Origin of the sequence: Sneathiella sp. HT1-7 (genome assembly GCF_020731145.1) — a bacterium.
Lineage (GTDB): Bacteria > Pseudomonadota > Alphaproteobacteria > Sneathiellales > Sneathiellaceae > Sneathiella.
Genome location: NZ_JAJFZN010000005.1, coordinates 82630 through 107292 on the forward strand (window position 1 = coordinate 82630; position 24663 = coordinate 107292).

Consider the following 24663-nt stretch of genomic DNA (forward strand, 5'->3'; position numbering starts at 1 on the left):
TCAGCCTGACGTGTTATCTGTTCTTTTTTCTTACCAGCGGACAACATATACAGCGAGCGCTGTCGTCGCACCATAAATTACCATGGCGGCCCCAATCAGCGCGAAAATCGTCCATTCCGGAGTATTGTTTGTGGCCAGAATCCAGCCTCCCAGTGCAACGATAACAAGGCGAAGGGTGCCAGCGATAACAGGCCCGAGTACTTTGCCTGCGCCTTGCGAGGAAAAATAGAGGCATAAAGCGAGCCCGAAGAGGCCATAGAAAGGGCCAACCCATGCAAAGTAGAGCCCTGCGGACCTCATCACAGGGAGGTCATCCGTAAACATCCCCGTCCAGACATTAGGAAAGAGGGCAACGAACAGCCCGATGGCTCCGATGAGTATTCCTGCACTGATGGCACCGGTCCAGGCCACCTGACGAGCGCGGGCGATATTTCCTGCGCCAATGGCCATGCCGACCATCGGGACACAGGCGACGCCAATGGCAAACGCGATGGGTACCAGCAGGAATTCCAGTCGTGCACCGATCCCGTATCCTGCGAGAACCTCGACCCCGAACTCCGAGGTTAGCCGCGTCAGAATAAGGACCGTGAAGACGGTTTGTAATGGCGATATACAAGAAACCGCGCCAACTTTGAGAATATCTCGAAACATCTCCGCTTTTAGCTGGACGCCTCTCAAGGTCAGCTTAACGCGGCCCTTTCCAGAGACCAGATACCAAAGAAGAAATATTGCCGAAGTACTAAAGGCAACGACTAAGCCAAGACCAATGCCCGCCATCCCGAGCGCTGGAAACGGCCCCCAGCCAAGGCTGAATGCCCCAGCTAGCAAAAACTGTGATAAGGCAACCGCAAGCAGGGTAATCGATGGGACTTTCATGTCGCCACCGCCCCGAATGACAGATGCAAAAGTATTGGTCAGCCAAAGACCGACTGTGCCGAGAAAGACGATATTGGAATAGGCCAAAGCCTCTGTGATTACTGTACCAAAACCACCGAGTAGCCGATAAATATACTCACCAAATATCAGAAAAAAGATGCCGAATACAATTCCTGCCATAGCGCCAATAACAACTGCATGGAAAGCAAGTTGTTCTGCGCGGTGAGTGTCATTTGCCCCGAGGGCCCTACTGATAGCGGATGATACGCCGCCGCCCATCGCTCCGCCCGACAACATTTGTTGCAGCATGACCATTGGAAACACAAGGGCAAGCCCGGCCAGCGCTGAAATACCAAGTTGCCCCGCATAGGCAGTTTCAGCAATGGCGACGATGGCCGCGGCGGACATCGCAAGCACATTTGGGATGCTGAGGCGCGCCAGTGTGCCAAGGATTGGAGCTGTCAGAAGGGGATTGACGTTCGCTGCAACTGCAGGAGAGTGGCTTTCAGCCGTCATTGGAGTTTCTTTCTATAATGACTGTATATACAGATATGTAACCAAAAAAATTCACTCCCTAAGGTCTTCTATCATCTGGTCAATTTTTGAAGATAGCAAACGGCCGTCTTCGGGTCCCAGAACATTTGCAATCCTCTCCTGCGCGGCTTGCCATCCTGGACGAGCGGCCTTGTATTTCTCAAGTCCAGTTTTTGTCAGGCTAAGCTTGCGGCTGCGACGGTCCTTGTCATCCTGGGTCAGGGACACAAAGCCTTGTCTTTCAAGGGGACGCAGGTTCCGGGTCAAGGTGGTTGGGTCCATTACCAGTTTTTCGGCAAGGCTGCCGACACTGATGCCATCGAAATATTTTAAGTGACCAAGCAATCCATATTGTGTGATTGTCAATCCGTAAGGCTCTAGCAATTGATCATAGATCTGCGTAATTCGGCGCGCGGCCTTACGAAAGCGCGACGCGCTACAGGTGGACTTGAACTCTCGATTTGCGTTTGCGGTCATACAGACTATATATCTGCATATGCAGGTAATTTCAATCGAAATTACTTTATCGCTTTGAAGCGCTGTTCTTAGCGGCCGATTATGTTGCGGGGGACAGCTTTCGGGCGGATTTGAAAGAGACGAGTCGTTGAGAGTTTTCATCCCACAGTGCGAGCCGTAAACAGGCAAAGCTTTCCCACAGACTGATTCGGTTCAGGGATTTGAGCGCCGGCAGTTCTGCAAGGCATGCCCCGAGGCGATAATTTGGGATACGGCAGGAAAGATGATGAATATGGTGAATACCAATATTTCCGGATAACCAACGGAGCGGCTGAGGAAGGTCATAATAGCTGCTTGCCATCACCGACGCTTCATGAATGTTCCAGTCTTTTTTGTTACGCCAATATGTATCTTCAAATTGATGCTGTACGTAAAAAAGCCAGACACCTGCCGTGGAAGATAACAGAATGACTGGAATCTGCACCATCAAGATGTCCATGAAGCCAAAACTAAACCCTAAGGCCAGGGTGATCGCAACAATCCCAAGATTGGTGCCCATAACCCCGATCAGCAGTGCTGGCCGTTGACGTATAAGATCAAGAGGCAATCTGTATTTAACTACAAATAGATACAAAGGGCCAATGCCAAACATCACGGCTGGCGTCCTGTAAATGCGATAAAGAAAACGCTGCCAACGGCTTAACGCCTGGTACTCGGCAACAGTGATCACATTGATATCGCCAATGCCGCGCTTTTCAAGATGTCCGCAGGTTGCATGATGGGTGTTATGAGAACGACGCCAATATTCATGCGGTGTAAGAGTGACAACGCCAATTAGCCGCCCCACCAGATCATTGAGGCGCGGTGACCGGAAAAAGGAATGATGTCCGCAATCATGTTGGATGATGAATAGACGAACCGTAAATGCTGCCGCCGGGATGGAGAGCAATAGCGCCAACCAGTACACATCGTCTACAACGATGATCATGCTTGCCCATAGGATCACCAGTGGAACAATCGTGGTCAACAGCTGCAGAACACTGCGCTTCGCATCCGGAGCGGCAAATCTCCGGGCAACTTCCGCCCATTTTTTGTCAAATGTTCTCGGAGAAGCGCTCGGCGCTTGTAATTCGCCGGATAACGGTGCGGCCTTTAGCGGCCCTGATAAACTGGAAATAGTCGTTCTACCCTGATAAAAAAGTCGACCAGACAATACCCGTCAATGCCTCAAAATACAAGTTGAAACGTGTTTCGCCACAACACTTCTGCGTTATATGGGCTCAGCAGCTTGCAGCGGCATGCCGAAAAGTTCTCGTAGATCTCGGAAAATTCGGACGATCCGTTCGACAAATGGTCGTTGGGACCTTATCGTTGAATTCGGCGCAGAACCCGTGACCTGTAAAAAAATGGTGGAACTCTATGACTCAACTGTCCGTGCTGGATCTGGCCCCGATCATCGAGGGGAGCAATGCTGCGCAATCATTCAAGAATTCTGTGGAAATAGCGCAACTTGCAGAGAAATTGGGATACAAGCGCTATTGGCTAGCAGAGCATCATAACATCCCCGGCATTGCGAGTGCGGCAACTGCTGTTCTGCTGTCCCATGTCGGCGCCCACACCAAAACAATCCGCATCGGTTCGGGTGGCGTCATGCTGCCAAATCATGCGCCGCTGATCATAGCGGAACAGTTTGGAACGCTCGCCTCCCTTTATCCGGACAGGATCGACCTTGGTCTGGGCCGGGCGCCGGGAACGGACGGTTTGACAGCGCAGGCGCTTCGCCGCGCAATGAACGCAAATGTGGACAGCTTCCCCCGGGATGTGCTTGAGCTGCAGCAGTATTTCGCGGATCTGGAGCCGGGCCAGAAAATTCAGGCGGTACCGGGTGCGGGACTTCACGTGCCGCTCTGGATACTCGGCTCCAGCCTTTATGGCGCAGAGCTGGCGGCACATTTCGGATTGCCCTACGCGTTTGCCTCACATTTCGCGCCGACAGATTTGCGTCAGGCGCTCCATATTTACCGGCAGAATTTCAAACCCTCCGTGCAGCTTGATAAACCCTATGTCATGGCGGCGATGAACCTGCAGGCTGCCGATACACGAGACCATGCAGAGCTTATCACGACTTCCCTGATGCAAGGAGTTCTGGGTCTTGCACGGGGAATGCCGATCCGGTTACCTCCGCCGGTAGAAGGATTCGCCGAAAGGCTCGGGCCACAGGAAATGGCAGCCATATCCCGATTCATGACCTATACAGCGCTTGGAGATGCAAATGACGTGTCAGAACGGCTGCAGGAATTCAAGGCGGAGACAAATGCGGATGAAATTATCCTGACGGCGCAGATTTTTGACCACCAGGCGCGCTTGCGGGCCTTTGAGATTGCGGCGAAGGCAATGGCAGCAATCGCCTGATTCAGGCGAAATTCAATTTATTCAGCTTTTGGCGGACTAAGTTCGGGTGTGTGAAATGCCGTTATATTGTGCAATATTGCTTAAATTTAAAGCATTGAAATTATTATTATAAATCTAATTTTTTGCACCGCAAAATAAAATCCATTTTGTTCGACAAATATACTTTTAAATACTGTATTTTCGGCTATCATGACATCCGGAAAAGCTGATTGCACGACACCCGCTGCAGTCCATTTGTAATAAAAGCGTCGCTAAACCCGTTCATTTACTAAAGATCTCGAAGCTATAAAATTCAAGGGAGTATAGAATGACCGTTAAATCTCAAAAACCCACACAGGCAGATGGAAAATCAACATCAGTCGTCAGTCGCCGGAATGTATTGAAAACGGCGACAGCTGTTGGTGCTTTTACTGTAGCTGGACCCGCGATTGTTAAAAACGCGTTCTCCTCTTCAGGGGAACTTAACATCTTGATGTGGTCGGATTACCTGCCGGAACCTTTCATTGCAGATTTTGCAAAAGAAACAGGCATCAAAATCAACTACACAGGTATTGGCTCGAATGAAGAGATCATCAACAAGATGAAGGCAAACAAGGGTCAGGGCTTTGACATTGTTTCGCCGACAAATAACCAGGGCTTGGAATGGGGGCCGCTCGAACTCTTACAGCCGTGGGATATGAGCCGTGTTCCTGTTGATAAAGTGAGCCCGACAATGGCGGCCATTGGAACAAAAGATTGGGATTTTGAAGGTAAGGGATCTCATTGGCTTCCACATATCTGGGGAACGGAAGGTATCGCCTGGCGGACCGATAAATGGGCGCCGGCTGGTGCTGCACCAAGCTACGGGGATGTCTGGGCTGAAGAGAACGCCGGCAAGACTATGGGACGCCCGCATTCCATGATGCTCTGTGCTGGCCTGTATATGGAAACAATCGGCGCACTTAACCCCGGCGATATGTGGAAAGCATATGAGTCTGAAGAGACGATGCGTCCGATCTGGGAAAAAGTGACAGACTGGTGCATCGCCCGCAAAAAGAATATCAAGCTTCTTTGGAATGATGCGGATACGCAGAAAAATGGACTGTTGAACGAGGGTGTCGTCGTTGGCCAGACTTGGGACGGTCCGCCAATGTCACTAAAAACTGCTGGTGATCCAATCATGTATCAGGCGCCGGTTGAAGGGGCGATGGCCTGGGTTGACGGCATGTCGTTGCCTATCGGGGCGAAGAATATGGATCAGGTTTATGAATTCATCAAATTCTCCTATGACGCCAAAAATGCCGGTAAGGCCATTGATTCTCATGGTTATAATTCGCCGGTTCTAGGGGCTGATCAATATGCGGGCGATGCCTATAAGAAGAACTTTGCGGATGCGTATCCAGGCGATTCACTCGATAACTTGAATCCTTGGCCACCTCAGGCACCTTGGTATGCTGCCGTACGTACTGAGTATGTGAACAAGTTCAAGAGCTCTTAAATCTTGATAAGATATGCCGGATCCGCTCTCGCGGGTCCGGCGCAATTCCCGTTTGTTTTCTTTGGGCCGAGGGGGTTTCGATGGAAAAGGGTGTCAATTGGGGAATGATCCATGACCAAAGGGGTTGATGTCGATCTGGAAAATGTCTGGATCAGGTTTGGTGATTTCGTTGCTGTACGTGAAGCGAATGTGAATATTAAGGGAGGAGAGTTCTTCTCGTTTCTTGGGCCGTCTGGGTGCGGTAAGACAACAATCCTGCGCTCCGTGTCGGGCTTTCTGGAGCCTAGCGAAGGCACAGTTCGAATTGGCGGCAGGGATATGACCGGGATCGGGCCGAACAAACGTCCGACGGCTCTTATTTTCCAAAATCTCGCCCTCTTTCCTTTAATGAAAATATGGGAAAATATTACCTTTTCTATGGAAGTGAAGGGTGCCAGTAAGGCGGAACGACGCAAGCGGGCCGACGAGCTCCTTGAAATGATTGCGTTGCCGGATCAGGGTGAAAAACTTCCATCCGAATTGTCCGGCGGGCAGAAGCAGCGCGTTGCAATTGCCCGTGCGCTCTGTGCGGAACCAGACGTTCTATTGCTTGATGAGCCGCTTTCTGCGCTGGACTTGAAACTTCGGCAGCATATGCGCACAGAACTTCGTGAAATTCAGCAGCGCGTTGGTATCACCTTCATTTATATCACGCATGATCAGGGCGAGGCATTGACGATGTCCGACAATGTTGCCGTCATGCGGGCCGGGGTCGTCGATCAGATCGGTTCGGGGCATACGGTTTACAATGATCCGGCAACACCTTTTGTGGCGTCATTCGTCGGGGAAAATAATGTTTTCCGGGGTAAGGTGAAATCCATCGATGGTGATATGGCCCTAATCAGCACCAATCGGACGGGAGAGTTGCTTGCCCGCATCGCAACGACTGCGCAGGGTACCTTGAAAGTTGGCGATCCCGCGATGTTGTTTGTTCGCCCCGAGGCGCTCAATATCGCGCCGGATATCACACCCGCGCCGAACCGTTTTGCGGCTATGGTCAAGCATGAGGAATTTGAGGGACAGATATATAATGTTTTCCTTGAAGGTTCCGAGGGCAAGGAAATCAAGATGTCTCTCGTGAATATCGGAACAGAACGGCAATCGGCGGAAGGTATGAACCTGACACTTGAGTATGTGCCTGAGCAGGCGGTCGTCTTGCCCGCCGGTGAGCTTGCCAGCGAATAGGATGGAACGATGAAAGTTGCACAGCTGTTCCGGGACTATTTTGCTAAAAACGGTATCGGGCTCGGTAGTTTCCTATTGGTCGCGGTGTTGTTCTGGGTTGTTATCCTGATTGTCCTGCCGCAGCTTTCCATGCTCGACTTTTCGTTCCGGCATCATCTTCCCCCTCCGGAGATGGGAGGGCCGAAAGACACCTATACGATTGAGCATTATAAATATCTGGTTCTCGGGGCACCGGGCGCGGATACGACTTATAATGTTGTGGATCTCGGCGTATTTGGCCGGACGCTTCTGGCCGCGTTATTTGTGACCATCCTCGACCTCGTGCTATGCTATCCGCTTGCGTATTACCTTGGTCAGTCGAGGGGCGGCGGGGCAATTCGCATTCTGGTACTGCTGCTGATTATTCCATACTGGATTAATGAAATTCTGCGCGCCTTCGCTTTTCGCATTATTTTCGGCGAAAGCGGCCTGATCAATGAAATGATGTTGGCTATGGGGTTGATCAGCGACCCCGTTGACTTTATCCGGGCAAATGTGGCGCTCTATGCAGGGCTTGGGTATGCCTATATCTTGTTGATGATCTTCCCGATATACAATGTGATCGAAAGCCTTGACCGTAACCAGATCGAGGCGGCGCGCGATATGGGCGCGCCTTGGTGGCGTATTCATTGGCGGGTGGTTATCCCTTACGCCAAGCCGGGCATTTCGTCGGGCTGTACAATGGTGTTCATGCTTTCGGCGGGCGCGCTGGCGGCCCCGCAAATTCTGGGTGGCCCCTCCAGTCTCTGGTTTACGCAGATTATCTATCAGTGGTTTAACACAGGCGGTAACTGGCCCCGCGGTGCGGCCTTTGCCATCGTCCTGCTTGTCACCTGTATTATCATCGTTCTTAGTATGATGCGGCTGTTCAAAGTGAAGATAGGAGATATTGGTAAATGAAGACCAACAATATTCTCCTCAAATTTATTCTAGGTGCCTATCTCGTCGTCTTTTTTGGATATTTGCTGGGCCCGCTTGTCGTTATGAGCATTACGGCTTTCAACTCTCCATCTTTTCCGAAACTGACGCCTTGGGAATGCCTAACGTTCGAATGGTTCGATGTCCTTGCCCATGATGAGCGGATATTGAACGGCATCGAGAACAGCTTCGTTATCGGTATTGGCACTGTCATTCTCTCCGTGATTATGGGACTTGCGGGCGCCCTGCTGCTAACCCAGATATGGCCGAAGCTTCGGGCAACCTATTACACCATCGTGATCGCGCCGATCCTTATTCCCGGGGTGGTGCTCGGTATTTCCACGCTCGTATTCTGGGATCGGATGAGCATTATGCTCGGTATGAGTAGCGGGGGCATTCTGCATAACGGCATATTTCTCACTATTCTGGGCCAATCGACCTTTATTGCCTCTTACTGCATGCTCGTCTTTATTGCCCGGTTGCAGCGTTTCGATACCGGCCTGACAGAGGCTGCGCTGGATCTCGGGGCGACGCAGGTACAGGCTTTCCGAAAGATCTTGCTGCCCTTCATGAAGCCCGCCATTGGCTCGGCCGCAGTTCTTGCATTTCTGGCGTCCTTCGAGAATTACAATACGACTACCTTCACCTTCGGCAAGTACCCAACGCTGACTATTGAACTTGCGCAAAAGGTTAGATATGGGATCAACCCATCCATTTCTGCACTTGCCTTCATTATTATAGCGCTGACTATTCTAGGCGCGCTCGCGCATGAAATCTATCGTCGGAGGCAGCAACTGGCGCTCGCAAACGGCGCCCCCGTTGCAGCGGTCTCGGGTGGGTTTCAGCTACCGAAATTCTTTCGGGGTAATCCGGCTGCTATTATCCTTGTCCTGTTGGCGTTGGGTGGTGCCTCCACGATATGGTTTGCCCAGAGTTACAGCCCGAATGCTTGCAAAATGGATGTTCGAGAGCAAAAGCAACTTCTGCAGCAGGAGCGGATTAAGGCCATTCGTGAAAAACGCCAATTGGAACAGCAGCAGAAGCAGCATCAAGGACCTGATGTGTTTAGTGGCAGTAAGTCAGGCTCACCGGCAACGCAAAGCCCGGGGAAAGGTGCTTTTGGCAATGTGTTTGCTCCGGGCAATCTTGATAAGAGTGGGCCAGCTGCAAAACCCGATGAGCCCGCCAAGAGTCCCGGGAAAGGGGCATTTGGGGATGTGTTCTCTCCGAAAAACCTGGATCAAGCGGCACCGAAGGAAGACTAGGGCAAGTCAGTCAATATCGGATAACTTGGGAAAGTCAAGAACTTGTCGAAGGCTGTCAAACTGGCTACCGCTCGCATCAATGCGATGCCATGTCAGGCCGGAAATGCCGCGCTTTACCTGTTGATGCACGACCGCCGGGGTCGCATCGGATGCGTCGCCCTTTCGTGCCTCCACGCGTGCGGAGATAACTTTTTCATCCGCCTCTAGCCAGATACCGATGAAAGGAACGTCCAGCTCTTCCGCGAGAGTCTCAAATTCCGCCCGTTCACTCTCCTTGGAGAAGACAGCATCGATAATAACTTTCTGTCCAGACTTCAGGCCGATGCGGGTTTTATGCAGCAATCTGGCATAAACCTTATCGTTCACTTCCTGAGTATAACTGGATGGGTCCAGCCGTTCTGTCTCGGATACGTTGAAAAGTGCTTTTCGTTCAAGATCCGTGCGGAAATGCAGGAAACCCGGCGCATGTTCCAGCGTGCCAGCGAGCAATGACGCGAGGGTGGTTTTCCCCGTCCCCGAGTATCCACCAATTGCCACCAGCGCGGGCTTCTTTGGCGATAGATATTGCATGGCGGTGGAAAAATATTTCCGTGCCGCCATTCTTTCTTCTTCTGCAGCCTTGCCGGAAAGCTGCCGCGCGTGATCATTGGCGACCATGGCTCTAATCCCTGCGCGGATCGCAAGGAAGAGCGGCATGGCCTTCATCCCGTAAATATCCTCAAGTGCGCCGGAAAGATAAAGATATCGGTTAAGAAGCTGATTTGCGCTTGGGCTCATTTGCTGCTGATCAAGATCCATGAGAAGGAACGCGAGATCATAGAGAGTATCAATAGTCGCCAGTTCCTCATCAAACTCCAACGCATCGAAAAGAACGGGTTTATCGTCGATAAGGACAATATTGCGAAGATGAAGGTCACCATGGCATCGGCGGATAAATCCATGGCGCCCCCGAAATCGCAAGCAAGAGTAGGCGAAGGATAGATGCTCTTCTGCCAGCTGTTGGAAACGTAATACATCTTCTTTTTGAAAAAGCTTTGGCGCGCCCTGAAAGCTATCTCTTAGTTCGTCAATTAATAGCTGAATACGCTTAGGGCCATCTGAGGCTCTCTCGATTGGAGCCTTTTGATGATAGTCGAAAACTGACTTGGCCAGCTTCTCGATCAGTGCCTTTTCAGTAACTCTGCTGTGCGGAAGCTGGTCAAGCATCATCTCCTGCTCAAAGCGTTTCATCTTTACCGCCCATTCAACAGTTTGGCCGGCTCCGTCAAATGTCAGGCTTCCATCAGATTCCTTTGTGATGGCCGTTAGGCCCAGATAAATCTCCGGCGCACCGGGCTGATTGATCGATATTTCCCGCTTACAAAAATGTCGCCGCTTTGCAAGTGTTGAAAAATCCATATAGGGAAATTTGACCGCCTTCTTTATTTTGTAGGCGAAATCACCCGCAAGAAAAATCATCGCGCCGTGGGTTTCATGCACGTCAACCATTTCAATCTCAGTTGGATAATTTGCGGGGTTCTTTAGAAAGGAGATTATCTCCTGTTGTGGTATGTCCGGATATTCTTGAGCCATCAGGCGCAATCAAGGTCTTTGAAGGCATCGTGGGTGCTGAGGTAAACTTTACCGGGCTTGAGATGCTCAAGGAAATGAGTTCGTTCCAATCGATCCATCACCGGCCCCTTCACTTCGGCCAGATGAAAAGTGACACCCGCATTTTTCAAGTCTGAAATGAGAGTCTCCAAAGACTCGAGCGCGCTGCCGTCGATCGCGTTGATGGCACTGCATATAAAGACAACATGTTTTACTTCTGGCTGGTCGACAATCGCTGAAAGGACATAATTTTCAAAATATCGGGTGTTGGCGAAGAACAGGCTTTCATCCACCCTCATCGCCAGAACATGCGCGCAGGTCCGGACCGTGTGACGCTTGATGTTGCGAAAATGTTCGCTGCTTCCAACGCGGCCAACGATGGCGATATGCGGTTTACTGCTGCGCCAGAGGAAGAGGATAAGCGAAACCACAATTCCCGCGATAATACCCAATTCGATACCTTCCGCCATGACAACGGCGAAGGTAACAAGCCAGGCGGCGGCGTCACTCTTGCTATAGGTCCAGTTTACTTTAAGGGCCTTTAGATCGACTAGTCCCAAGACCGCAATGATTATAATGGCCGCGAGTACGGCCTGCGGTAGGTAATAAAAAAGTGGTGTGAAGAAAAGCACGGAAAGTGCAATTAATGCGGCGGTTATAATGGCCGCTAACTGTGTATTCGCACCCGCATCAAAATTTACCACAGAACGACTAAAGCCGCCGCAAACCGGACTGCCACCAGTAAAAGCGGCACCGATATTGGCGACGCCAAGACCAACAAGCTCCTGATTGACATCTATCTTCTGGCGGCGCTTGCTGGCCAGAACCCGCGCGATGGCAACGCTCTCAACAAAACTGACAAGGGCGATCAGGGCCGCCGAAACCGCCAATTCACGCCAAAGGGTAAAATCGAAACTCGGCACGGTGAGCGGCGGTAGGCCTGCGGGGATACTTCCCACAACGACAAGCCCGTTAGTTTCATTCCACAGCATTTTCGCCGACAAAAGGGTCATCAACAGAACTACAAACATAGGCCCTGCTTTTACAAGCGTCTTGGCAATTTTTTCCGATAATCCAAAGCGAATGAGTAGGGGGCTAAGATACTGCCGCAAACTATACAAAAGTATGAGGCTTATCCCACTGATAATCACGGTTAAACCGTTAATGTCGGAAACATGATTGAAGATATAACTAAGCGATTGGTCTATGCGGCTACCGCGTGGAATTTCGATGCCCAATAGATGTTTTAGCTGGCTAAAGGCAATGACAATTGCCGCCGCGCTGGTAAAGCCAGACATTACAGGGTGGCTCAGGAAATTGGCGAGAAAACCAAGTTTTGCAATTCCCATGATCAGGAGAAACAAACCGATTAGGGCGGAAAGAACTAGCGCAGCATAGATATAATCAGCCGACCCCGGAATGGCAATGGTACCAAGTGCTGCCGCGACCATAAGTGAAGCAACGGCGACGGGACCAACAGCGAGAGTGCGGCTACTTCCGAAAAATGCGTAAAGAATGGGCGGCAGGATGCTTGCGTACAAACCTACTTCCGGCGGAAGTCCGGCAAGGATAGAATAAGCCATCGCCTGCGGAACCAGCAGGATAGCGGTGATAATTCCCGCAGTGAGGTCTCCCGGCAGGTCGTTGGATGAATAAGATTTAAGCCATCCAACAGCAGGTATAACTTTCTCAATTCCCTGAGTGGCCATTTGAACCCTCACTCATTGCCGTGTTGGAGGATATTAAAAGTCGCATCGGCAATCACACTTTCTTCATCGGTGGGAATAACTGAGACAACAATTTCAGAGTTTGCACCACTGATTATATGAGCGTTTGACTGATTTGCTTCACTGTCGAGGTTAACCCCGAGCCATTCCAGATTTGCACAAATTTGTGCACGAATGGGTGCGGAGTTCTCGCCTATGCCGGCCGTAAAAACGATGCCTTCCAGCCCTTTAAGCGGGACCATCAGGGACGCAATCTCGCAGGCCGCTCGATAACAGAAAAGATCAATGGCTTCCTTGGCGTGGGCATGATCGCTTTCAAGTAGTACCTGCATATTATTGCTTATCCCGGAAACGCCAAGCAGACCGGAATCATTGTATAAGAGACGCTGGATTTCCTCCTCATTCATGCCACGCTCCTGCATGAAATAAAGAACGACGCCCGGATCAAGGGTGCCACATCTAGTTCCCATCACCAACCCGTCAAGTGCCGTAAAGCCCATACTTGTGGCAACACTTTTCCGGTTTTGCATGGCGCAAAGGCTTGCGCCGTTTCCAAGATGTGCAACAACAATACGCCCCTCCGCTTTTTCTCCGAGGGTTTTGGGCAAAATACTTGAAATATACTGATAGGAAAGGCCATGGAAGCCGTATCGGATGATGCCCTCATCAGTAAGGTGACGGGGAAGTGCAAAAAGCTCTGCCAGATGTAACTGAGTTCGGTGAAATGCCGTATCGAAACAAGCGACCTGCAAGAGATCTCTGTTGCGTTTGATAAGTGCGTCTATCGGAGCCAGATTGTGGGGCTGATGGAGCGGCGCAAGCGACACAAATTGTCTTAGTTCTTGCAGGATTTCGATACTGATTTTAACTGGCGTGGCATACTCGCGTCCGCCATGCACAACACGGTGTCCAATGGCAACGACGTTATTATCCTGGTCATGAACATCCAACCAATCGAGTAATAGACTGGTTAGGTGTTGATGGTCGCTTGTGACTTCTATCGCAGCAAGCGGCCCTTTATCTATATTGCGGCCGGAAATATCTACCGCATTAAATTCCGGGGCGCGGCCTATTCCTTTTATTTTGCCACGGATCAACGGGCTGCTCGGTGTCTGCGCAGCTGGGTACAAGGCGAATTTGATACTCGACGATCCGGCGTTCAGAACTAATATTGTTTCTGTCATGGCGTTTGTTGCTGGACATAATTTGCGAAAAGGAGAGCAAGGGCGGAAGAGGCGAGGCGGGACAATGTGCCATCCGCTCGGCTTGTCAGAATAATGGGGACACGAGCGCCCAGGACAATTCCGGCAGATTCCGCGCCGGCAAGATAAATAAGCTGCTTGGCGATCATATTGCCGGCCTCAAGATCGGGTGCAATCAGGATATCCGCCTCTCCTGCAACGGCAGAGGTAATGCCCTTTGCTTCCGCCGCTGTTTTGGAAATGGCATTGTCAAAGGCGAGTGGCCCATCAAGCAGGCCACCGGTTATCTGTCCCCTGTCGGCCATTTTACAGAGGGCCGCGGCATCAATGGTTGAGGCAATCTTTGGATAAACTGTTTCCACGGCTGATAAAACAGCGACTTTCGGCACATCAATGCCAAGCGCGTGGGCAAGGTCGATAGAGTTTTGAATAATATCCCGTTTATCGTCCAGATCAGGATAGATATTGATTGCCGCATCGGTAATGAAAAGGGGCTTTGGATAATGCGGTACATCAAGCACGAAAACATGGCTGATGCGCCGTTCAGTTGTCAGGCCGTTTGCGCGATCAACAACCGCCTCCATAATTTCGTCTGTATGCAGTTTGCCCTTCATCAAAGCGGAGACAGTGCCTTGTCGGACCATTTCGACTGCTTTTTGGGCAGCTGCGTGACTGTGGGGCACATCAATAATGTCAATAGCGTTGATGTCGTAATTCGCTTCCTCTGCGGCGGCCTGTATTTTTTTCTTCGGCCCGATCAATACAGGGACAATTAGGTCATTTTTTGCGGCCTCCAGTGCACCGATCAGGGATATCGTATCGCAAGGGTGAACAACAGCCGTACGGATAGGGTCCAAGTCTCGAGTTGCGGCAATCAATCGCTGATACTGGGCGCCCGTCTCGTGTAAATGTACTTCGGGCAGGAGAACCCGGGGGCGACGGACCTTTTTGGTCGGGGCTATAACGGTCGCGTCGCCATCGATAACGATCTCGCCATTTTGATTGATACATTCACAGGCGAGTGTAACGCGGTAGCCTTTATCGTGTTTTTCTTTCACTGTAACCCGAACGGTGATCATGTCACCCAGTCCGACAGGTTTATGAAAATTAAGAGACTGATTTAGATAGATTGTGCCCGGACCAGGCAATTCAGTCCCCAGAACGGCAGAGATCAGGGATCCACCCCACATGCCGTGGGCAATCACCTTGTGAAACATATCTGACTTTGCATACTCTACATCTAAATGGGCAGGGTTGACGTCTCCGGACATAACCGCAAAAAGCTCAATATCCTTCGTGCTAAGCTTCCGTGCCAAGTCTGCGCTGTCGCCAACCTCTATTTCGTCAAATGTCTTGTTTTCGATATATTGCATGTTCCGCCCTGTTTACGACATTACGTGATAGCCCGCGTCGACATATGAAATGTTGCCAGTAACATTCTTTGCAGCATCGCTGACTAGGCCAACAGCCATGTTACCGACATCTTCAATAGTTACCAGACGATGTTGCGGCGCTCGTGCGCACGCCTCGTCGATCAATTCATCAAAATGCGCTATGCCGGAGGCCGCACGCGTCTTCAACGGGCCGGGTGACAGAGCATTTACGCGAATGCCTTTGGGGCCGAGTTCCGCCGCCAGATAATGCATGGAGGCTTCAAGCGCTGCCTTGACCGGACCCATAATATTGTAGTGGTCAACAACCTTCTCTGCGCCATAATAGCTTACGGTTAGCAAGCTCCCGCCATCTTTCATTAGCGGTTCAGCGTGTCGTGCCAGCCGGATAAAGGAATGACAGGAGATGTCCATCGCTTGGGCAAATCCAGCGCGAGAGCAGTCTATGACGCGTCCTTGTAGATCCTCTGCGGGGCAGTAGGCGATGGAATGCAATAAAAAATCAAGGCCACCCCATTCCTTTGTAATTCTTTCAAATACGGCCTCCATCTGCGAATCGTCCTCGACATCTAGTGGCAGCAGCATCTCGGCATTAACGCTAGTTGCGACCTTCTCAACATAAGGTCGCGCCTTTTCATTCAGATAGGTGAGCGCGAGTCGTCCTCCGGAGCCATGAAAGGCGCGCGCACAGCCAGCGGCAATTGAATGATCATTGGCAATGCCGACGACCAACCCCCGTTTGCCACTGATTAAATTCGGAATCATATGCAAATCATCCTATTCCTGAAAAACGTATGTACCGGGAGCATTTCCCAAAATTTCATAGCCTTGGTCGGTCAATCCCATAGCTGGCGGGGAGGTCTGCTGACCTGAACGGGCTTTTAGCCAAGCACTAAACTCCGGCCACCAAGATCCTTCCTGCTCCGTCGTGTCTTCATACCATTGCTCTGGATCCTTATAGCGATCATCCAATTTATGGAGGGCAAGACGATAGTGGCGCCGTGGATGTCCCGGCTCAGAGACAATCCCTGCGTTATGGCCGCCATTGGTTAGCAGGAATGTAATTTCGGTGTCGGACAGGATATGGAACTTATATACGGATTGCCACGGTGCAACGTGATCCCATTCGGTTCCGACCGCAAATATGGGCACAGTTATGTCTGAAACAGCGACTGGTCGCCCTTCGACGAGAAAGCGGCCTTCGGCAAGATCGTTGTTCAGGAATAAATGCCGTAGATATTCGGAATGCATACGGTATGGCATGCGCGTGGCATCCGCATTCCAGGTCATTAGATCATTGAGGTCTGGCTCTTCGCCCATCAGGTAATTTCGGACTGAGCGGGACCATATAAGATCGTTGGAACGTAGTAATTGGAATGCACCCGCCATCTGTTTTGTATCCAGAAACCCTTGTTCCCACATCATGTCTTCCAGGAAGGTGACCTGACTTTCATTGATGAACAGCATCAACTCCCCAGCCTCGGTAAAGTCGGCTTGGGCTGCGAAAAGCGAGAGTGATTTAAGTCGATCATCATTATCTCGACACATGGCTGCTGCGGCAATCGTTAGCAAGGTGCCGCCAAGGCAATAACCAACGCCATGCACTTTCTCATTCGGTATGATATTTTCTATAACATCAAGTGCTGCCATCACCCCGAGGCGTCGATAATCATCCATCGATAGGTCGCGATCATCAGGGTCCGGGTTTTTCCAAGAAACCATGAAAACTGTATACCCCTGCTCTGTTAGGAATTTAACGAGAGAGTTTTCGGGAGAAAGATCAAGGATATAGTATTTCATGATCCAAGCAGGCACGATGAGGATCGGTTCCGGATGAACCTTTTCCGTAGCGGGCTCATATTGGATTAGCTCTATCAGCCGATTTCGGTAGATTACTTTTCCGGGCGTAACCGCAATATTTCTGCCAACTTGATATTTCTGATTATCCGTCCGTTTTCGGCCGCTGACGGCTGCCTCAAAATCTTTGACGAAATTCTGATAGCCGCGAACAAGGTTTTGTCCGCTTTCATCGACGGTTTTTTGAAGAACTTCCGGATTTGTCAAAAAATAATTGGACGGCGAGAAAACATCAAGAACTTGCCGAGTTGCAAACTCCACGACATTTTCATGTTGTTGGGTAACTCCGCGCACCCCGGTCGTAGCGTTATGACACCATTGCTGTGTCATCAAAAAGGATTGATGAAGTAGGTTATATGGGAATGTTTGCCAAGCCGGATCGCTAAAGCGTTTATCTTGCGGCAAGGGCTCAATGCATCGTGGCGAAGCATCATCGTCATTTTTATTCTGCGCACACTGGGTCGCGTAGTTGGCAAGACGCAGGCTCTTCTTCACAGCCTTCTCAACAAGCTGAAGCCGCTTGCCCGGCGAGGTAGCCAGATGAACGACCCAATCGGCATAGGCTCCAGCAAGGGCGCTGGGAGAAAGTCCGCCTGTAAAACGAGCGGCCATTGCATGTGTGGAACGGTCCAGTATTTCCTGCATTGATGTTGAGAAATAGGAGTCGCGTTCAAATGGCGAATGCCCCATATCAGGGTTTCCCATGATTTTCTGATAGGGATATGCAATAGCAGAAGGTGGCGTCTTACCCTTGGTTGTTGTCACAGCGGGTAAATTTGTTTTGGTGGCGACCATTTTTGCGGGTCTCTTTCTCGTTTTGTGGGAAGCTTGTTTTTGTGCCATGATATTTCCATTCACGCCCATCATTGGGGAAGCCGGGGAAACTTAGCTATACTATCAGTGATTTGTGCGCCGCAGCATTGATCAGGATCAATCTCGAAAGCCTTTGCAGGCAATGTTTTTCTAAGTTCAGACCTCTGTACACAAGCAAGCTTTCAAATATATGCCGGATTTTAGACGTTTCGCCAGATAGCGGTTTAATCAAAGCAGTGAATTCCACGCTTCGAATTGATTTGGCTCATATTGGGCGACAAATAATATGCTAGAATCGCGAGATACTAAAAAAAGGATTTCCTGATGGTGGATACTAAGGCACTGCCCGCTTCACAATTATGCCGCAGATATGATCTTGAAGCACTTGGGTTTAAGGATACAACCGAATTGGAGGATTTGCGCGAGCCGTTAGGTCAGGATCGTGCGGTAGAGGCCATTCGCTTTGGTATTGGTGTGCGTCATCATGGCTTTAATTTGTTTGCATTTGGCCCTTCAGGATCTGGTAAAACAGAAATTATCCGTCGTTATCTTGAACCCGAAGCTGCGGCAAAGCCAGTCCCGGATGACTGGTGTTATATAAATAATTTTAAGGTACCGGATCACCCAAAATTGTTACGCTTGCCCGCAGGGCGCGCGAATGATCTCGCGCAGCAGATGGAGGCACTTACCGAAGAAGTTCGCGCCGTTATTTCCGCCGCCTATGAAAGTGAGGATTACCGCACACGGCTTGATGTTATTGTGGAGCAGTTCAAGCTAAAGCAGGAAGAAGCATTCGAGGATCTGCAGAAGAAGGCAGACGAGAAAAACGTCTCCATTGTCCGGACGCCGATGGGTCTCGCTTTGGCACCATCGCAAGATGGAAAGGTGCTAAATCCGGAGGCTTTTTCCAAGCTGTCCTCAGAGAGCCAAGAGAAATTCAAGAAAGACATCGGCGAACTGGAAGGTGATTTGCAGGCTGTTGTTCGTATGCTTCCGGAAGTGGAGCGCGAGCAGCGCCGGGAAATCACTAAGCTTAACCGGGAGGTCACAAGCTTTGCGGTCGATCACCTCATAGATGAAATTCGGGAAAAGTGGCGGGATTGTACGGCAGTGCTCGTCTTTTTTGATGAAGTTCAGGACTATATCATCAACCATAGTGATGTGTTCCGTTTAACCAAGGACGAGGCGGTGGAGACAGTTCCGGCCCGTATCGCCGCGGATTTTGTGATGCAGCAGGAACGTGTCATCGGGAACTGCCAGATTAATGTTCTGATCAGCCATGACGCCAATGGCGGTGCGCCGGTTGTCTATGAAGATAATCCTACGGTTGAGAACCTGATCGGTCGGATAGAGCATCGCTCGGAATTTGGCTCCTTGGTGACAGATTTTCGGTTGATTAAACCCGGTGCGCTTCATCGGGCGAATGGCGGTTATCTAATCCTTGATGCCCGCCGATTGGTATTTCAACCCTATGCCTGGGAAACTCTCAAGCGCGAACTCCGCAGCCAGGAAGTAAGAATAGAATCGCTCACCCAAATGATGTCACTTGGCAGTATGGTAAGCCTGCAACCAGAAACGATGCCATTAGATATTAAGGTGATCCTGATAGGTGACCCGCTTCTTTACTATCTACTCAGCCAGAATGATCCGGATTTTCAAAACCTTTTCAAGGTGCCGGTTGATTTTGACGATCGTCTACCGGTGACGGATGACGCCGTTGCGTTATATGCGAAATTTATTGCGACAGAAGCGAGAAAAAAACGGCTAATGCCGCTGGAGCGGGGTGCTGTTGAAAAAGTAATGGAAAGGATGACCCGCCTTACTTCAGATACGGAAAGGTTGTCTAGTCATACCCGCTCTTTGTCCGACTTAATGTCAGAGGCGGATTACTGGGCTGCGTCCCGGAAGGCATCACATATCGCCGCAGAGGATGTGACGCACGCGATAAAAGCCCATATTCATCGATCGGACCGGATGCGTGAACGCACTCAGGAACAGTTCCAGCGCGGTACAATGATGCTCGACACCTCGGGTGCCAAGGTCGGCCAGATCAATGGCTTATCTGTAATGCAGTTAGGTGATTTTGCCTTTGGTCGGCCGAGCAGGATTACAGCAAGGGTGCATCTCGGGCGTGGTCGCGTCATCGATATTGAACGTGAAGTGGAACTTGGCGGCCCGCTTCATTCAAAAGGCGTGCTGATCCTCTCTAATTTTCTGGCGGCACGTTATACCGAAAATAAGCCGTTGTCCTTGAATGCGAGCCTGGTGTTTGAGCAATCTTACGGCGGCGTAGATGGAGATAGTGCGTCTTCGACAGAGCTTTATGCACTTTTATCCGCGCTGGCAGATGTTCCAATAAAGCAGTCCCTGGCTGTTACGGGGTCGGTAAATCAATTCGGTGAAGTGCAAGCTATCGGGGGCGTAAATGAAAAGATTGAGGGATTCTTCGATCTTTGTAACTTCCGCGGACTTAGTGGTACTCAGGGTGTGCTTATTCCGGAGTCAAACGTCAAACATCTTATGTTGAAGGATGAGGTTGTGGAAGCGGCAGAAAAAGGCAAGTTCCATATTTTTTCAGTTGCCAGCATTGACGAGGGGATCGAGATTTTGACAGGCATGCCTGCCGGAGAGCTGGATGCGGCTGGAAATTATCCTAAAGATACGATCAATGGCCGGGTTAAATTACGGCTTGAGGCTTTTGCTGAATCAGCACGGCGATATGTAAAGTCTGGCGGCGAAGAGAAAATGTCGGAGGTAAATGATGACTGAGCCCTCGCCCCCGAAATATCACAGGGTATTGCTCCAGATTGATGCGGCGACGCATTGTCAGGAAACGGTTGGAGCAGCCATTGATATCACGGCGCGGCTTGGAGGGGAGTTGCATGGCATTTTTATAGAGGACGCGGACCTTATCACCGTCGGAGAGTTTGATTTTATCCGTGAGTTCCGCCTGTCCTCACCAACCGCACATCAACTGGATCGACTTACTTTGAAAGGTCAGTTGCGCGCAATGGCAAGAAGCGTTCAGCGACAGCTTGAGCGCGCGGGGAGCCGCCGTAAGGTTACTGTAGGCTTCCGGTCGGTTCGCGAGGATGTTTGGCGGAACGAGGGAGAAACACTTGTCGACGCTGATCTGATCATCATCGAAAGCACAAATAGACTGAAAAGCCGGGGTTACCGCGGTCAGCGTTCAAACCGACGTGCTCTTGCAACGATGCGTCCGACATTACTGCTGAAAGGCGGCGGGCGGCTGGTGCCTTATGTTACGGTCATCTGTGACTCCGTTGACGCGGCGGATCATGGCATGCGCGTGGCGCGGGCTCTTTTGGGAGCGTCTCTCAAAAACATAACGCTTCTTCCTTATCGTGTGACCGAGCGGGTGTATGGCGAGATACTTAATTTTGAACAGGAATTTTCTAAAAGCGCGGATCAGGCGACCGAAGGAAGCGGCCGAGTGCATGTTGCGCCTCTGGCTGCCGAAAGTGACAACTCAATCATGAGTATGCTTGCGCCTGAAAACGGTGTCGTTGTTTTGAAAACAGGAGGAGCACTCATGAACAATCCAACAGAACTGGAATCACTCATCATAAGTCAGCATCCCTTGCTGTTTGTTCAGTGACATTCGAAACTGAGTGTTTGAAATTCAAGTTTGCAATCATGAAGGTTTAATATGCAAGACGAGAACGTGAAAGATGCGGAGACAAGGCCTGCGGAACTTAAGCGACGGCTTACACTCCCTCTTCTCACCCTTTATGGCCTTGGTGTGACGATTGGCGCAGGAATATACGTACTCGTCGGAACAACGGCGGCGCGGGCCGGTATCTATGCACCGATTTCATTTCTGGTGGCGGCTTCTGTTGTTGCTTTTACCGGCTTCACTTATGCTGAATTGTCGACCCGCCATCCTGTCAGCGCAGGGGAGGCCGCCTATGTAAGGGCAGGGTTTAATTCCAATCTTCTGACGTTGATTGTCGGATTATTGGTCGCGTCATCGGGCATTGTTTCTTCTGCTGCCGTTTCAATTGGGGCGGCAGCCTATGTTGGCGAGATCATCCCACTTTCTCCGACGTTACTGACGATTGCAATAATATTGATAGTTGGTGTCATTGCTGCATGGGGGATACTGGAATCAGTTTTTGTCGCGGCCATCTTCACAGTAATTGAGATTGCGGGGTTGGGCCTTGTTATTTACTTCGGTGTGAGCGCCGAACCAGAGGTTCTGTTAAACATAGATACCTTGCTCCCGCCACTCGATGGCGTTATCTGGGGCGGCATAATTTCAGCGAGCTTGCTTGCGTTTTTCGCCTTTGTGGGCTTTGAAGATATTGCGAATGTCGCAGAGGAAGTAATTGAACCTCACAGAAACATGCCGCGAGGCATTATACTTACGCTCCTGATCGCGACGGTCCTTTACTTTCTGGTGGTTTCTGTTGTTGTTCTTGTGGTGCCTATTGCGGATCTTGCCGGATCTGCCGCTCCTCTTGCTCTTGTCTTTGAGTCGGCGGGAAGCACCGCATCGGGGATATTTCGCCTAATCGCTATTGTTGCAACGACCAACGGAGTACTGATCCAGATCATCATGGCCTCCCGGGTGATATATGGATTGTCAGTGCAGAAAAGCCTGCCGTCTTTTCTGTCGGCTGTTAACCCAGTCACCGGAACGCCGCTTACTGCGACCGCTGTGATTGTAGTGTTGGTCTTAATATTCGCGACCCTCCTGCCGATCGCACAGCTGGCGGAGGCGACATCGACGATTGTCCTGATCGTTTTCTCGCTGGTTAATCTTGCTTTGATCCGTCTTAAATTAACGGGTGAGCAACCAACGGAGGGCGTCTTTATTGTACCGCTCTGGGTGCCGATAATGGGGTTTCTGACCAGCATTTCACTGCTGCTGTCAGGGCTGTTGCCGATTTAGGGCGTCAGTATGACTTTGAAAAATAGCTAATGAGGCGGCAAAAAAGCCGCCTCATCCTGTGGGGTGAATTGAAATAAACGCTATTTACTGTTCAAGACTTCCGTCAGAAGTTCCGCTTGGCTCGTAAGTTCACTTGCGACGCTCGCCAACTGTTCAGAGCTGGCGCTGACTTCTTTGACATTCTCATTTACGACGCCAACATTGGTCGTGACATCCTGAACACCTGAAGCTGCTTCCTGTACATTTCGGGAAATCTCTTGTGTTGCGGCACCTTGTTCTTCAACGGCGGACGCAATTGCAGAAGACACTTCATTAATATTGGAAATGGATTTGCTGATTTCAGAGATAGAGCTGACAGCGGTTGTCGCCGCTTTCTGAATGGCTTCGACCTGTAGTCTGATCCCTTCAGTCGCTTTTTCCGTCTCTGCTGACAAGCTCTTGACCTCGCTAGCGACAACCGCGAAACCTTTACCGGCCTCTCCGGCGCGGGCGGCCTCGATTGTGGCATTCAGCGCAAGCAGTTTGGTTTGTCCGGCGATATTATTGATCAGTTTGACCACATTCCCGATTTCTTCAGATGCAGCGGAGAGGCTGGCAACCATATCGTTGACTTCTTTGGATTGAGTTACAGCTTCACTGGACATGTTCGCTGAACTATTGACCTGGCGGTTGATCTCTTGAATGGAGGAATTGAGCTCCTCTGCGGCTGAAGCAACCGTTTGGGTGTTCCGGCCAGCCTCTTCCGCCGCGGCGGCAACGGCAGCTGTTTTCTCGCTGGTGCTTTTGACCGTGTCGCCCATGAACTGGGCGCTGGTGTTCAATTGGCCTGCTGCAGTTGTAATCGCGGTAACGGCATCGTGGAATTTCGATATTTTTGCTTCAACACCATCTGCGGCGCTGTTTATCTTTTCGACAGCCACGCCATAGGAGCCCATAAGCCCTTCCGGTGCGATACGACGGAAATATTGATTTTCCGCAATAAAGCCAAGACACGCCGTGGATTCACGCAAGTAAGCATCGGCCCGGTCGATCATTTCATTTACCTTGGTGCAGAGCGCGCGTTCTATTCCCTCTTCAGCGGGAATATTTTTTATCCGACTTTCAAAATTGCCGCGACAGATGTTGTCGGCCACTTCCATAATTTCCTGAAGGCGCTCAGGACCAATACTCAATGTATCTTTTGCATCTATTTTCAGTTCCATGTTCATCTTATTGCTCCCTCATCAAGGAGGCTGCGAACTCGCCGTAGCTCAATCCTTTTTCCGTCAAAATTTCCTCAAGACGTGCAGCAGATTTCTGAGTGCCTTCCTTGCGGTTGGTAGAAGCAGCTTCGATATTGTTTAGCTCCGTGTAAAGCGGTTCAATCACTTCTTTGATTGTTCGAGGATTGGGCACCCGGCGCGTGGAATGGTAACCGGATACACTACCATTTTCGTAGCTTGGAGTTACATGGGCGATAACCCAGTAGTGGTCTCCGTTCTTTGTCGAGTTTACCACATAAGCGAAAATCTCTTCTCCTTTTGCGATGGTGCTCCAGAAAAGGTCAAAAACGCCGCGCGGCATATTGTCATGCCGGATAACATTATGCGGTTTTCCAATAACTTCACTATCATCATAACCAGCTATTTCAAGGAAGGTATGATTTGCGTAAGTAATATGCCCTTTTAGGTCAGTTTTACTTACAATCAGGTCATTTTTATCGAAATAGACCTCTTGTCCTGGATAGTTCACTTTATTCCTCCAAATTAGTGACAACTTACTAGAAATAAAACTCTTTTATACAGTACAAAGAGATGTATTTCTAAATTATACATATTGTTATACTTTATTATAGTTACTTATTAGTTAAGTAAATTTTTTGAATTATTTAAAAATAAAGTTTTTACTTGAATTAATATTCAATAATAGTAAAATTCTAAATTAGAAAATAGGTATATTAATTAACTATAATTAAACATGCCAAGGCA

General features: G+C 50.2%; 19 protein-coding genes. 8 read left to right on the plus strand and 11 right to left on the minus strand.

The features are described 5' to 3' along the window. Positions 1–30: 30 nt before the first annotated feature. The 3 genes from LKE13_RS16585 to LKE13_RS16595 form a co-directional block, all read right to left on the minus strand. A complete protein-coding gene (locus LKE13_RS16585; RefSeq protein ID WP_227952576.1) occupies positions 31–1392 on the minus strand; it encodes an MATE family efflux transporter in 1362 nt (453 codons plus the stop codon). Positions 1393–1443: 51 nt separating this feature from the next. Then, the gene (locus LKE13_RS16590) at positions 1444–1887 is read right to left on the minus strand and encodes a MarR family winged helix-turn-helix transcriptional regulator (RefSeq protein ID WP_227952577.1); all 444 of its coding nucleotides are present in this window, start codon (positions 1885–1887) and stop codon (positions 1444–1446) included. Between the two features lie 79 nt (positions 1888–1966). After that, positions 1967–3079 carry a fatty acid desaturase gene (locus LKE13_RS16595; protein ID WP_227952578.1) on the minus strand — a complete coding sequence of 371 codons (1113 nt, stop codon included), beginning with the start codon at positions 3077–3079 and terminating at the stop codon, positions 1967–1969. 206 nt (positions 3080–3285) lie between these two features. Between LKE13_RS16595 and LKE13_RS16600 the strand changes: the two genes are divergently transcribed. The 5 genes from LKE13_RS16600 to LKE13_RS16620 all read left to right on the plus strand — a co-directional run bounded on the left by LKE13_RS16600 (position 3286) and on the right by LKE13_RS16620 (position 9201). Next, a complete protein-coding gene (locus LKE13_RS16600; protein WP_227952585.1) occupies positions 3286–4278 on the plus strand; it encodes an LLM class flavin-dependent oxidoreductase in 993 nt (330 codons plus the stop codon). A gap of 307 nt (positions 4279–4585) precedes the next feature. Continuing rightward, a complete protein-coding gene (locus LKE13_RS16605) occupies positions 4586–5755 on the plus strand; it encodes an extracellular solute-binding protein (protein ID WP_227952587.1) in 1170 nt (389 codons plus the stop codon). A 111-nt stretch (positions 5756–5866) separates the two neighbouring features. After that, a complete protein-coding gene (locus LKE13_RS16610; RefSeq protein WP_227952588.1) occupies positions 5867–6979 on the plus strand; it encodes an ABC transporter ATP-binding protein in 1113 nt (370 codons plus the stop codon). Positions 6980–6988: 9 nt separating this feature from the next. Continuing rightward, a complete protein-coding gene (locus tag LKE13_RS16615) occupies positions 6989–7918 on the plus strand; it encodes an ABC transporter permease (RefSeq protein WP_227952590.1) in 930 nt (309 codons plus the stop codon). Then, complete coding sequence (locus tag LKE13_RS16620; RefSeq protein WP_227952592.1) at positions 7915–9201, plus strand: ABC transporter permease; 1287 nt, start codon at positions 7915–7917, stop codon at positions 9199–9201. Before LKE13_RS16615 ends, LKE13_RS16620 begins: the two co-directional genes overlap by 4 nt. Positions 9202–9207: 6 nt before the next feature. Here LKE13_RS16620 and LKE13_RS16625 read toward each other — a convergent pair whose 3' ends face one another. The 6 genes from LKE13_RS16625 to LKE13_RS16650 all read right to left on the minus strand — a co-directional run bounded on the left by LKE13_RS16625 (position 9208) and on the right by LKE13_RS16650 (position 17763). Beyond that, complete coding sequence (locus LKE13_RS16625; RefSeq protein ID WP_227952594.1) at positions 9208–10689, minus strand: AAA family ATPase; 1482 nt, start codon at positions 10687–10689, stop codon at positions 9208–9210. Between the two features lie 83 nt (positions 10690–10772). After that, positions 10773–12500, minus strand: coding sequence for a SulP family inorganic anion transporter (locus LKE13_RS16630; protein WP_227952601.1), 1728 nt, complete (start codon positions 12498–12500; stop codon positions 10773–10775). Positions 12501–12508: 8 nt separating this feature from the next. Then, positions 12509–13702 (minus strand): acetate/propionate family kinase, encoded by a 1194-nt coding sequence (locus LKE13_RS16635; protein WP_227952604.1) that lies wholly within the window; start codon positions 13700–13702, stop codon positions 12509–12511. Continuing rightward, positions 13699–15093 carry a bifunctional enoyl-CoA hydratase/phosphate acetyltransferase gene (locus LKE13_RS16640; protein WP_227952606.1) on the minus strand — a complete coding sequence of 465 codons (1395 nt, stop codon included), beginning with the start codon at positions 15091–15093 and terminating at the stop codon, positions 13699–13701. The genes LKE13_RS16635 and LKE13_RS16640 overlap by 4 nt, the downstream gene beginning before the upstream one ends. A gap of 12 nt (positions 15094–15105) precedes the next feature. Next, on the minus strand, positions 15106–15876 hold the full coding sequence (gene fabI, locus LKE13_RS16645; protein ID WP_227952608.1) for an enoyl-ACP reductase FabI: 771 nt from the start codon (positions 15874–15876) through the stop codon (positions 15106–15108). A gap of 12 nt (positions 15877–15888) precedes the next feature. Continuing rightward, positions 15889–17763 carry a PHA/PHB synthase family protein gene (locus LKE13_RS16650; protein ID WP_227952610.1) on the minus strand — a complete coding sequence of 625 codons (1875 nt, stop codon included), beginning with the start codon at positions 17761–17763 and terminating at the stop codon, positions 15889–15891. Between the two features lie 342 nt (positions 17764–18105). On the opposite strand from LKE13_RS16650, the gene LKE13_RS16655 reads away from it, so the two are divergent. From LKE13_RS16655 to LKE13_RS16665, 3 genes are read left to right on the plus strand one after another with little or no spacing between them, the layout of a single operon-like run. After that, positions 18106–20550: a Lon protease family protein gene (locus LKE13_RS16655; RefSeq protein ID WP_227952611.1), complete on the plus strand. Its 2445-nt coding sequence runs from the start codon at positions 18106–18108 to the stop codon at positions 20548–20550. Further along, positions 20540–21400: a hypothetical protein gene (locus tag LKE13_RS16660; RefSeq protein ID WP_227952613.1), complete on the plus strand. Its 861-nt coding sequence runs from the start codon at positions 20540–20542 to the stop codon at positions 21398–21400. The genes LKE13_RS16655 and LKE13_RS16660 overlap by 11 nt, the downstream gene beginning before the upstream one ends. Before the next feature lie 51 nt (positions 21401–21451). Further along, positions 21452–22696, plus strand: a complete 1245-nt coding sequence (locus tag LKE13_RS16665; RefSeq protein ID WP_227952614.1) for an APC family permease — start codon at positions 21452–21454, stop codon at positions 22694–22696. Between the two features lie 80 nt (positions 22697–22776). Here LKE13_RS16665 and LKE13_RS16670 read toward each other — a convergent pair whose 3' ends face one another. Next, positions 22777–23904, minus strand: coding sequence for a methyl-accepting chemotaxis protein (locus LKE13_RS16670; protein WP_227952616.1), 1128 nt, complete (start codon positions 23902–23904; stop codon positions 22777–22779). A 1-nt stretch (position 23905) separates the two neighbouring features. Continuing rightward, on the minus strand, positions 23906–24427 hold the full coding sequence (locus LKE13_RS16675) for a PAS domain-containing protein (RefSeq protein ID WP_227952618.1): 522 nt from the start codon (positions 24425–24427) through the stop codon (positions 23906–23908). Positions 24428–24663 lie beyond the last annotated feature (236 nt).